This is a genomic window from Streptomyces sp. NPDC048623 (assembly GCF_040650755.1).
GTDB lineage: Bacteria > Actinomycetota > Actinomycetes > Streptomycetales > Streptomycetaceae > Streptomyces.
Genome location: NZ_JBEZHV010000017.1, coordinates 156,509 through 167,518, shown reverse-complemented (window position 1 = coordinate 167,518; position 11,010 = coordinate 156,509). Strand labels below are relative to the sequence as shown.

Below are 11,010 nucleotides of genomic sequence, written 5' to 3'. Positions count from 1 at the left end.
AATCCACCCCGAAGGGCTTCATCGTTCGACTTGCATGTGTTAAGCACGCCGCCAGCGTTCGTCCTGAGCCAGGATCAAACTCTCCGTGAATGTTTACCCGTAATCGGGTGATAACACTCGCGTTGAGCGGAACGGTCATGCCGGAATGTGGCCGACCGTTCTCAGCGTCCTCGCTGTGCGCCACCCACAAGGGGTGGACTTTTTCAAAGGAACCTCGACCATCCGAAGATGGACGGGGTATCAACTAATCTGGCGTTGATTTTTGGCACGCTGTTGAGTTCTCAAGGTGCGGACGCTTCCTTTGTACTCACCCTCGCAGGCTTTCCTCCGGGCGCTTCCTTCGTTCTTGCGTTTCCGACTCTATCAGATCTTTCCGATCCGATTTCCTCGGTGCTTTCCGGTCCCTTTTCGACTTTCGTCGTTCCGGGCCCTTCCGGCGTGTCCACTACTTTAGCGGATTTCCCTGGCGACTCAAATCGAGCCATTCGGAACGAATTTCGGCACGCCGAAACAAGCCCCGCTGGGAGATCGTTGTAAGGAGTGGATGGCCGCTCCCGGGAGGCTTCAGTGAGCACTTCCCGTCTCAAGCGGCTCGGGCTACATTACGCATCTCCCTCGCCCGAGTCAAGGCGACGCTTCCGCGGCACATGGGCCCGGTAGGGGCTGACCGTGTGGTCGTCGTCGATCCAGAAGCGCCAGGGGTGCGGGGCGTCCGGGCCGGCGCAGGCGTCGGTGCCGTTGAGGGTGCGGGCCACGTCGAGGGCGGTGGCCAGACGGGCCGGGCCCTTCGCGAGCTCGGAGTCGTAACGGGCCGAAAGACGTCGCTTCCGCGCCTGTTCGGCGCCGGTCAGGATTTCACCCGCTCGGAGCAGTACTCCGCTCGCCTCGCCCTCGGGGCCGCACACCAGATTGAGGCAGTGCCACATGCGTAGGTGACTCACCAAGCACGTACGTCGTTAGGTCCGGCGTCATCGGCGCGGCAACGACAAGCAGGAGACCGGCAGTGCGAGCGATCATCTACGCCAGGCTCAGCCCCACCCCGAGGGGCGAGGAGTCCAAGGGCGGGAACCTGGCACAACAGGTCGAGCTGAGTCAGGCGCTGTGCGACCGGAACGGCTGGTCAGTCGTAGCCGTGATCGTCGAGAAGGACACGTCAGCCTCGACCAAGCGGGGAGCCAAGCGAAGCGACGAGTGGGAGCGCGTCAAGGCTCTGGTGGAGGACGGCAAGGCAGACGCCATCGTGTCTCGCCACTTCGACCGCATGTACCGCACTCCCTGGGATCTTGAGGACCTGGTGGACCTGGCCGAGTCGACCGGCGTCACGCTGGCCGCCGCACAGGCTCAGGGAGTGCTCGACCTGTCCACCCCGTCCGGCTGTCTCGCTGCTCGCATCGGTGCTGTGGTGGCTCGCAACGAGACCGAGATGCGAGTAGAGCGTCAGGTACTCGGACACCAGCGCCGTAGAGAATCGGGCAGGCCCTTCTGGAGTACTCGCCCCTTCGGCTTCGAGCGCGACGGCAGGCATCGTGAGGCAGAAGCGGAAGCCCTTCGGGAGGCGTACCGGGATGTCCTGACCGGTGTCTCCCTCTGGTCCATCGCGAAGGACTGGAACGCCCGTGAACTGCTCTCGCCGCACGGCAAGGAGTGGCGCAGCTCGAACCTTCGGGGTGTCCTCTTGAAGCCCAGGAACGCGGGAATCCAGACGTACTCGCAGTGGGTCGAGAAACCGGACGGGAGGCGCGTGCGGCTGACCGAGGAGACCGGTGCGGGCAACTGGGAGGCGATCGTCTCCGAGGGCATGTTCCGGGCCCTGGTCCGCTACCTGAGCGACCCCGAGCGCAACACGGGCGGCGGCGGCAAGCGCAAAGCCCTGTTGTCCGGCGTGGTCCGCTGCTCGAAGTGTCAGGCCGTCGCCACTCAGGGGTGGAGCAAGAAGAACGCGGCAGGCGAGCGGTACCGCATCTACACCTGTTCAGGTGGCCGATGCATCACCTGCCCGGCAGACGCTCTTGACTCCTTCGTGGTCCGGAAGGTCATCGACAGGGCCGAGGAGTGGAACGCGGCACCGGCCGCGGATGCCGCAGACGAAGAGCGAGAGGCCGAGCTGCTGGCCGAGGAGACGGCCGCATCCGAGAGGCGCACCGCCCTGGCGGAGATGTTCGCCGTAGGGGACATCGACGCGTCGACCTTGCGGACGGGCATCAGCAGGTGCGACGCCGACCTGACCAAGATCCGGGCCGAGCTGGCAGACCTGGCATCGCAGCGGGTGCGCGTCGACCTTGGCGACATCGAGTACCTGTGGGAGGAACTGGACTATGAGGACCCCGACCGCATCGACTACGTGCGGACCGTCGTCATGCAGGTCTGCGAGCGAGTCGAGCTGATGCCGCGCGGTCGAGGGGTTCGGTCCTTCAAGGGCGAGCACTGCCGGATCACGTTCCGGAACCCTTGAGATCCGACCGCGGAAAGCCGAGCCGGCTGTCGGCGCTCAGTGAGCACGGGCCCTGTCTGACGAGTGTCGGGCGGGGCCCATCGTCATACCCGGCCTAGCTCCTTGGCGCGGGCCACCGCGTTGCGGGTGCTCTGCTCGGTACAGCGGCTTGCCCTCCTTGCCCAGCAGCGCGGCCAGCCGGCCGGGATCGAAGCCTGTGTGTCCTTGCCGGTCTGCCCATCCGATGGCGGCGAAGTGCACGCGGTAGGCGAGAGGGTGTCCCGGGTGCTGCGCCATGCGCCGGTACTCGTGCTGCGAGACACCGCCCCACGGGCGGTCATGGCCGAAGCTGATAGCCACCGAGTGTGGCCCCTTCCTGTGAGGCACACATGCGTGCGCCAGTGACCCCCGCCGAATGGCGGGACATGTGCCTCCCTTTCGTTGCGGGGGTGGACCGTGCCTGGTGGGCGCGATCTCTCTTCACAGGTGGACGCCCAAGCGTTCGGGCCTGGACTCGGTCTCGTGCGGTCGGGAGCGACGGCGGCGGCGGGCCGAGGGATCGCACACGAAGGAGGAAGCGCCCTGTTCAGGGAGCCCTCCCGTCACCGCTCGCCAGATAGAGCGCTCGGCCTGAGGCATCCTCAAGCGGAAGGTGGTCTCGGAAGTACTGCGACTCCAGCCACTCCTCCTTGACGAAGAGTGGACGTGTGAGGCGCGCGTTCCCGACCCGCTGCGAACGCAGAAGAAGTCCGAGATCGGTCAGGGAAAGCGACTCGTCAGGGGTGTAAAGAATCCAGTTCCCATGCTCCGCAGCGTGGTCCAGCAGAAACTGATGGCCCTGCACTGGATCGCTCCCTGCCAACGGGAAGCCGGCCAGGAAGATCTGCGGACCGGTGACTGCATCCAGCGCGACGCATGCGAGCTTGCCCGCGTCGTAGAACGCCTTCACCCCGTCCGGGAAGTCTTCCTGCTCGTACGGACCACCGACCCGTGCCGGAGGCCCAGAGACCAGCAGGGCGTCGGCGACCTCGGCTGGAGACATCCCGAACTTCAGCGGCCCCACACCTTCTCCGGTTCGCAGCTCCCAGCGCTCCCGCTCCACATCTGCGCTCATCCACCCACCCCTACGTCTGACCGGCCCAGATCTGTGTCTGTTGCTTTGGTTCGCATGCACCAGGCAGGGACAAGATCCCAACTCGGCTGCTCGAATGCCAACTGCGGTGCTCAGTCACACCCACCCGTCCGGTCCGAGTCGGCGCACGTCGACAGTCACTCGACCGGTCAGGAACGCGTCACGCGCCGCGCTCGCGAACGATCACGCAACTTCTGGTCCAGCTCGGCGCCGACTCGCCGGCGGGCCGCGAGCGAGGCGTATGGCGGCTCAGGCTCCGGCGGGCGGTTTGGCTCTGGGGCTCAGTCGGTACGCCGAGACCGTTGGATCACCGGCGAGGTAGAACCGGTGTTGCCAGTCGTGGGCCTTGCTCACGCCTACCCGTGGACCAACCCGGATGAGCGCGGAGGGCACCGGCTCGCCCTCGGACAACACGACCGAGGTACCTGTCAGGAGGTCTGCGCCGTTGTGCTCTGCCGTGATGCCGAGTGCCTGGCAGAAGTTCCCGGGGCCTCGGGCAAGGCGTGAACTCTCGACCTTCTCCCCTCGCCGCTTGCGTGCGAGGTCTTCCCCCTCGATGACCCTGCCTGCCCGGATGAGGACAGCCGAGGCGATGCCGTCCGTCCCAGTGACGACGTTGGCGCACCAGTGGAGGCCGTGGGACCGGTACACGTACAGGTGTCCTGCGGGTCCGAACATGACCGCGTTACGGGGTGTCCGGCCTCGGTAGGCATGGGAAGCCGGGTCGGCCGCGCCGGAGTACGCCTCGGTCTCCGTGATGGCGATGCTCACGGTTCCCTCCGGGGTCTTACAGGTGATTACACTCCCGAGCAGCTTGGGGGCGACCTCTTCGGCAGGGTGGGCGAGAAGATCGACATTCATGCTGACCGCCTTGACATGCCGTAGGTGAAAGAGACGTACGCGTGTCGGGGCGGGCCGAACATGACGGAGTTCCTCGCTGTGCGGTCGGGGGCGACCTCCAGGACGGGACGGTCGAAGAAACTCCGCGGGAGCGGCGTACGGTCGGGGCGGCTCTCGCTCATGGCGTCCGAGCGTACTGGGGGCCGTACGGGTGCCGGGGCGGAACCGACTACGGTCGTCACGCGTATGTACGGGTCAGGACTGCGCAGGACGTCAGGACAGTAAGGAGTCGTCGATGGGGTTCAAGAAGCTGCTCGCCAGTCTCGGTGCGGGCGGGGCGTCGGTGGAGACCGTGCTCTCCGAGGAGAACGTCGTCCCCGGCGGGGTCGTGCAGGGTGAGGTGCGGATCCAGGGCGGTTCGGTCGCCCAGAAGATCGAGGGTCTGTCCGTCGGCCTGCAGGCGCGGGTCGAGGTCGAGGGCAACGACCAGGAGTACAAGCAGGACATCGAGTTCGTGAAGGTGCGCCTGGGCGGGGCCTTCGAGGTGCAGGCCGGGGCGGTGCACGTGGTGCCGTTCGGGCTCGAGATCCCGTGGGAGACGCCGGTCACCGCGATCGCGGGGCAGCAGCTGCGCGGGATGCACATCGGGGTGACCACGGAGCTGGAGATCGCCCGTGCGGTGGACTCGGGCGACCTGGACCCGATCAACGTGCACCCGCTGCCGGCGCAGCAGGCGATCCTGGACGCCTTCATCCAGCTGGGCTTCCGCTTCAAGAACGCGGACATGGAGCGCGGGCACATCCGGGGGACGCGGCAGCGGCTGCCGTTCTACCAGGAGATCGAGTTCTTCGCGCCGCAGCAGTACCGGGGTCTGAACCAGGTCGAGGTCAGCTTCGTCGCGGACGAGCGCGAGATGGACGTCGTCCTGGAGATGGACAAGAAGCCGGGTCTGTTCACCGAGGGCAGCGACTCGTACCGCTCGTTCACGGTGGGGCTGCACGACTTCCACACGACCGACTGGGCCGCGTACCTGAACCAGTGGCTCGCCGAGGTCGGCGGGCGCCGCAACTGGTTCTAGGCTCGGCTTCGTCAGGCCGATCAGGCCGGCCAGCGATACGGAGGTTCAGACGTGGCCGAGGGCAAGAGGGCGCCGCTTCCCCATGACTTCCACCCTCCGGTGGCGTCGTTCACCGTGGTGAGCGACGACGCCGTGGAGGGTGGGGTGCTGAAGGACGCCCAGGTGTACGCGGCGGGGAACGTCTCCCCGCAGCTGCGGTGGGAGGGCTTCCCGGCGGAGACGAAGAGCTTCGCCGTGACGTGCTTCGACCCGGACGCGCCGACCGGCAGCGGGTTCTGGCACTGGGTGCTGTTCGACATCCCGGCGTCGGTGACGGAGCTGCCCGCGGGTGCGGGCTCGGGGTCGTTCGCGGGGCTGCCGGCGGGCGCCGTGCACGCTCGTAACGACTACGGGTCGAAGGACTTCGGCGGGGCCGCGCCGCCGAAGGGCGACGGGCCGCACCGTTATGTCTTCACGGTGTACGCGGTGGACCAGGAGAAGCTGGGTCCGGACGCGGAGGCATCGCCGGCCGCGGTCGGGTTCAATCTGCGGTTCCACACGCTGGGGCGTGCCCAGCTCGTGACGGAGTACGAGAACCCCGCGTAGCGGACTGATCGTTCGTCTGTTGTTTGCCCGCTTCTGGTCTTGGAGAGATCAGAAGCGGGCATCTTTCTTTACGCGGATATTGCGTTGTCCTACCCGGCGCGCCCGGCCAGAGTTGATCCAAGCCCGCCACGGGGGTGGGCCGGCACACGGGAGGTGGGCAACATGCGGGACACGCTGGTACTGAACGCGAGCTTCGAGCCGCTTTCGACGGTCACACTCAACCGTGCGGTGGTGCTTGTCCTGCAGGACAAGGCCGTCGTGGAGCAGGAACACCCCGGTCTTCGTGTGCGCGCGAACGCCGTCGACATGCCGGTACCGCGGGTGATCAGGCTGTGCAGGTACGTACGGGTGCCCTTCCGAAGACAGGCTCCGTGGTCGAGGCGGGGTGTGCTGGTGCGGGATCAGCACCGGTGCGCGTACTGCGGGAAGCGTGCCACGACCGTGGACCACGTGGTGCCGCGGGCGCAGGGGGGTGGGGACCACTGGCTGAACACGGTGGCCTCGTGCGCGGAGGACAACCACCGCAAGGCGGACCGGACGCCGGAGCAGGCGGGGATGCCGCTGCTGCACCAGCCGTTCGTGCCGACGCCGGCGGACGCGATGCTGCTGGCGCTGAAGGCGGCCGAGCGTTCGGAGCTGCCGGCCTGGCTGGCCTCGCAGGCCGCCGCGTAGTTCTTTCCGATGTGGTGTGGGCCCGCCCCGGGTGGCGAATTCCAGGGGCGGGCCTCGTCGCGTTCTCGGCCTACTTCAGGGTGAGCTGGAGGATCGCGACGATGCCGACGGCGATGATGACGCCGCGCAGGACGGTGGGCGAGAGGCGGCGGCCGACCTTGGCGCCGATCTGGCCGCCGATGGTGGAGCCGACGGCGATGAGGAGGACGGCGGTCCAGTCGAAGTCGGCGACGAAGAGGAAGAAGACGGCGGCGACTCCGTTGACGACGGCGCCGAGGATGTTCTTGACGGCGTTGATGCGCTGCAGGCTGTCGCTGAGCAGCAGGCCCATGAGGGAGATGTAGAGGACGCCCTGGGCGGCGCCGAAGTAGCCGCCGTAGATGCTGGCGAGGAAGAGTCCGATGACGAGGGCCGGGCCGCCGTGGGGGTGGGCCTCGGTGCCGTTGGCCTCGCGGCGGCGCTGGACGGCTGCGGCGATGCGGGGCTGGAGGAGTACGAGGAGCAGGGCGATGCCGATGAGGACGGGGACGATCGCGTCGAAGGCGTCGGAGGGGAGGGCGAGGAGCAGGATCGCGCCGACGAGTCCGCCGAGGAGGGCGGTGGTGCCGAGGCGGAGGACGCGGGCTTTCTGGCCCTTGAGTTCGCCGCGGTAGCCGATGGCTCCGCTGATGGATCCGGAGACCAGGCCGAGGGTGTTGGACACGTTCGCGGTGATCGGCGGGAGGCCGGTGGCGAGGAGGACCGGGAACGTGATGAGCGTTCCCGATCCGACGATCGTGTTGATGGTGCCGGCGGCGGTGCCGGCACCGAAGACCGCGAGCATTTCCCAGATGGACAACGCCATCTCCTTACGGGTTCGGTGAGTCGCCTCCCCGTCCCGTGGTGGTGGGATCGAGGGGCTCGCGCCGATCATGCCCGAGATCGCGAGATTACGTGTACGTGTCAGTCAACCGGGGGTTCCTCGCGGCGGGCGGGGATGTCCGCGGTCGGCGCGTTCTTGGTGTTGAAGCCGGGGACGCCGGGGGCCACGTTGCCGAAGGCGCCGGAGAGGCCCTTCAGTGCGTCGCCGATCTCGCTGGGCACGATCCAGAGCTTGTTGGCGTCGCCCTCGGCGATCTTCGGGAGCATCTGGAGGTACTGGTAGGAGAGCAGCTTCTGGTCGGGGTCGCCGGCGTGGATGGCCTCGAAGACCGTACGGACGGCCTGGGCCTCGCCCTCGGCCTTGAGCGCGGCGGCCTTGGCCTCACCCTCGGCGCGCAGGATGGCGGACTGCTTCTCGCCCTCCGCGGTGAGGATCTGGGACTGGCGGATGCCCTCGGCGGTGAGGATCGCGGCGCGCTTGTCGCGGTCGGCGCGCATCTGCTTCTCCATCGAGTCCTGGATGGAGGTGGGCGGCTCGATGGCCTTGAGCTCGACGCGGTTGACGCGAATTCCCCACTTGCCGGTGGCCTCGTCGAGGACACCGCGCAGCGCCGCGTTGATCTCCTCGCGGGAGGTAAGGGTCCGCTCCAGGTCCATGCCGCCGATGATGTTGCGGAGGGTGGTGACGGTGAGCTGCTCGATGGCCTGGATGTAGCTGGCGACCTCGTAGGTCGCGGCCCGGGCGTCCGTCACCTGGTAGTAGATGACGGTGTCGATGTTGACGACCAGGTTGTCCTGGGTGATCACCGGCTGCGGCGGGAACGGCACGACCTGTTCGCGCAGGTCGATGCGGTTGCGGATGCGGTCGATGAACGGGACGACGATGTTGAGGCCGGCGTTGAGCGTGCGCGTGTAGCGGCCGAAGCGCTCGACGATGGCGGCGCTCGCCTGGGGGATGACCTGGATCGTTTTGATCAGGGCGATGAAGACAAGCACCACCAGAATGATCAGGACGATGATGACTGCTGACATCGCGCTCCCTGTGCCCTTCGCTGCCGGGTTGATGACCAGATGTTGATCTCGATGTTGATCTCGATGATCGAGTTTCCCAGACCGTGGAGAGTCATGGGTGAGGTTCGGTCACATCACGACGGCGGTCGCTCCGTCGATGTCGACGACATCGACCTGGGCGCCCGGTTCGAAGCTCTGCCCGGAGTCGAGGGCGCGGGCGGACCAGACCTCGCCGGCCAGCTTGATGCGCCCGCCGTTGCCGTCGACCCGTTCCAGGACCATGGCCTGACGGCCTTTCAGGGCGTCGACCCCGGTGGCGAGTCCGGGGCGGCCGTCGCGGTGCCGGGCGGCGATGGGGCGCACCACGGCGACGAGGGCGACGGACACCACGACGAACACGAGCACTTGGGCGACGATGCCGAAGCCGAGGGCGGCGGTCACCGCGCCGGCGACCGCTCCGACGGCGAACATGCCGAACTCGGGCATCGCGGTGAGGACGAGGGGAATGCCGAGCCCCACCGCGCCGATCAGCCACCAGATCCATGCGTCGATGTCCACATGGTCATGGTAGGGCGGTGGGGTCTTGTGTGACAGGGCGCCGCAGCTGTGCGGACCGTGCGCCCGTACGGCTACTTGAGCGGGAGGCCCTGCGCGGTGTAGCGGTCGCCGACGTGCTCGACGACGAGCGGGAGGCCGAAGCAGCGGGAGAGGTTGCGGGAGGTGAGCTCGGTCTCCATGGGGCCGGCGGCGAGGACCTTGCCCTGGCGGATCATCAGGACGTGGGTGAAGCCGGGGGCGATCTCCTCGACGTGGTGGGTCACCATGATCATGGAGGGGGCGTACGGGTCGCGGGCGAGGCGGCCGAGGCGGCGGACCAGGTCCTCGCGGCCGCCGAGGTCGAGACCGGCGGCGGGCTCGTCGAGGAGGAGCAGCTCGGGGTCGGTCATCATCGCGCGGGCGATGAGGGTGCGCTTGCGCTCGCCCTCGGAGAGGGTGCCGAACTTCCGGTCGAGGTAGTCGCTCATGCCGAGGCGGTCGAGGAATGCCTTGGCGCGCGCCTCGTCGACCGGGTCGTAGTCCTCGTGCCAGGTGGCGGTCATGCCGTAGGCGGCGGTGAGGACGGTCTGGAGCACGGTCTGGCGCTTGGGGAGCTTCTCGGCCATGGCGATGCCGGCGACGCCGATGCGGGGGCGGAGCTCGAACACGTCGGTGCCGACGCCGCCGAGGCGCTCGCCGAGGATGGTGGTGCTGCCCTTGGTGGGGAAGAGGTAGCTGGAGGCGACGTTGAGGAGGGTGGTCTTGCCGGCGCCGTTGGGGCCGAGGATGACCCAGCGCTCGCCCTCCTTGACCGACCAGGAGACCTCGTCCACCAGAGCGCGTCCGTCGCGGACCACGGATACGTCCACCAGCTCCAGTACATCGCTCATGGTCGCGTTGTCTCCCCTTGGGGTCGAGTCGTGTCACCGCCGTGCGCCTGTGGGCGCGGCGTCCAGGGAAAACCTACGCCACGAGGTGGGCGGGACGGGCCTTGGGGCCGCCGGGCGGGCCCGGAGGCGTGCCGGGAGTTCGCCGCGATTACCTAGGGTGGGGGCATGCTTTCGGAACCACGCTCAGGACGGCTGGCCGCTTGGGGCAATGCCCTGCTGGCCGGTGCGGTGTCGCCGGACGATGCGGCGCAGGCCATTGTCGGTGAGGACGCGGTGCACCGCGTGGAGGGGTTGCCGGGTGAGGCGGGGCCGGTGGGCCTGACGCTGGCGCTCGGGCGGCTGCGGCGGCTCGGGGTGACCGGGTGGCGGGTGGCGCTGCCGGCGCCGGGGCATCCGCTGGGGCTGAGCGGACCGCCGGAGTTCAACGCGCGCGCGTTGGAGGCGGAGGAGGCGGTGGTCGGCTTCGGCGCGCCGTACGGCCTGGTGCCGGAGGTGTGGGAGGCGGGCCCGGCGGGTGACGTGCACGTGGAGGTGGTCTGGCACTGCCTCCCGGTGCGGGAGGCACCGCCCGCGGACGTGCCCTCGCTGGGCGAGGCGGAACGGGAGCTGGCCGAGGCGCTGCGCGAGGCGACGACGGTCCTCACGCGGCTGGACGTGGCCGCCGCGGGCCCGGCGGCGGACGCCGCCCGCGACGCGTACCGCGCCCGCTCGGAGGCCGGCCGCGAGGTCCTCGCCCCGGGCTACCCGCCCCGCGCGGTCCGCGTCCTGGAGCTGGCCCAGCGCGTCGGTCTCCTGGTGGACCTGGCGTACGACGGCCACGGGGGCGCGGTGAGTGCGGCGGAAATGGCCGCGCGCGGGGCGGCGCTGCGGCCGGTGGAGCGGGTGGCGCGACGGGCGCAGGTCGCCGCGTACAACGCGTACGTGGAGGAACGGGAACGGGAACGCGGGTTCTAGGCGGGTCAGGGGCCCCGGC

At 68.5% G+C, this 11,010-nt stretch carries 11 protein-coding genes, 1 rRNA gene and 2 pseudogenes; 5 read left to right on the top strand and 9 right to left on the bottom strand.

The window, feature by feature from the left end; translation table 11 throughout:
* Positions 1-90, bottom strand: a 16S ribosomal RNA gene (locus tag AB0C73_RS24190); the annotation flags it as partial.
* A 512-nt stretch (positions 91-602) separates the two neighbouring features.
* Positions 603-934 (bottom strand): annotated as a pseudogene (locus tag AB0C73_RS24185) (DNA-3-methyladenine glycosylase); the annotation flags it as partial.
* A gap of 69 nt (positions 935-1,003) precedes the next feature.
* On the opposite strand from AB0C73_RS24185, the gene AB0C73_RS24180 reads away from it, so the two are divergent.
* A complete protein-coding gene (locus AB0C73_RS24180; RefSeq protein WP_362533673.1) occupies positions 1,004-2,452 on the top strand; it encodes a recombinase family protein in 1,449 nt (482 codons plus the stop codon).
* A 565-nt stretch (positions 2,453-3,017) separates the two neighbouring features.
* On the opposite strand, the gene AB0C73_RS24175 is transcribed toward AB0C73_RS24180, so the two are convergent.
* From AB0C73_RS24175 to AB0C73_RS24165, 3 genes and pseudogenes are all read right to left on the bottom strand, one after another.
* Positions 3,018-3,545 (bottom strand): hypothetical protein, encoded by a 528-nt coding sequence (locus AB0C73_RS24175; protein ID WP_362533670.1) that lies wholly within the window; start codon positions 3,543-3,545, stop codon positions 3,018-3,020.
* Between the two features lie 267 nt (positions 3,546-3,812).
* Entirely contained in the window at positions 3,813-4,424 is a 612-nt protein-coding gene (locus AB0C73_RS24170; protein ID WP_362533667.1) for a DNA-3-methyladenine glycosylase, read from the bottom strand.
* Positions 4,425-4,438: 14 nt separating this feature from the next.
* Positions 4,439-4,585, bottom strand: a pseudogene (locus AB0C73_RS24165) (3-methyladenine DNA glycosylase); the annotation flags it as partial.
* A 113-nt stretch (positions 4,586-4,698) separates the two neighbouring features.
* Here AB0C73_RS24165 and AB0C73_RS24160 point away from each other — a divergent pair.
* From AB0C73_RS24160 to AB0C73_RS24150, 3 genes are all read left to right on the top strand, one after another.
* Entirely contained in the window at positions 4,699-5,481 is a 783-nt protein-coding gene (locus AB0C73_RS24160) for a sporulation protein (RefSeq protein WP_362533665.1), read from the top strand.
* A 51-nt stretch (positions 5,482-5,532) separates the two neighbouring features.
* Complete coding sequence (locus AB0C73_RS24155; protein WP_362533662.1) at positions 5,533-6,066, top strand: YbhB/YbcL family Raf kinase inhibitor-like protein; 534 nt, start codon at positions 5,533-5,535, stop codon at positions 6,064-6,066.
* Positions 6,067-6,228: 162 nt separating this feature from the next.
* A complete protein-coding gene (locus AB0C73_RS24150) occupies positions 6,229-6,738 on the top strand; it encodes an HNH endonuclease (protein WP_362533660.1) in 510 nt (169 codons plus the stop codon).
* 70 nt (positions 6,739-6,808) lie between these two features.
* Here AB0C73_RS24150 and AB0C73_RS24145 read toward each other — a convergent pair whose 3' ends face one another.
* The 4 genes from AB0C73_RS24145 to AB0C73_RS24130 form a co-directional block, all read right to left on the bottom strand.
* Entirely contained in the window at positions 6,809-7,582 is a 774-nt protein-coding gene (locus AB0C73_RS24145; RefSeq protein WP_362533658.1) for a sulfite exporter TauE/SafE family protein, read from the bottom strand.
* A gap of 98 nt (positions 7,583-7,680) precedes the next feature.
* The gene (locus tag AB0C73_RS24140; protein WP_265865978.1) at positions 7,681-8,631 is read right to left on the bottom strand and encodes an SPFH domain-containing protein; all 951 of its coding nucleotides are present in this window, start codon (positions 8,629-8,631) and stop codon (positions 7,681-7,683) included.
* A 108-nt stretch (positions 8,632-8,739) separates the two neighbouring features.
* On the bottom strand, positions 8,740-9,168 hold the full coding sequence (locus AB0C73_RS24135; protein ID WP_362533656.1) for an NfeD family protein: 429 nt from the start codon (positions 9,166-9,168) through the stop codon (positions 8,740-8,742).
* A gap of 71 nt (positions 9,169-9,239) precedes the next feature.
* The gene (locus AB0C73_RS24130; RefSeq protein ID WP_362533654.1) at positions 9,240-10,037 is read right to left on the bottom strand and encodes an ABC transporter ATP-binding protein; all 798 of its coding nucleotides are present in this window, start codon (positions 10,035-10,037) and stop codon (positions 9,240-9,242) included.
* Between the two features lie 165 nt (positions 10,038-10,202).
* Between AB0C73_RS24130 and AB0C73_RS24125 the strand changes: the two genes are divergently transcribed.
* Entirely contained in the window at positions 10,203-10,991 is a 789-nt protein-coding gene (locus tag AB0C73_RS24125) for a hypothetical protein (protein ID WP_362533652.1), read from the top strand.
* Positions 10,992-11,010: the final 19 nt, after the last annotated feature.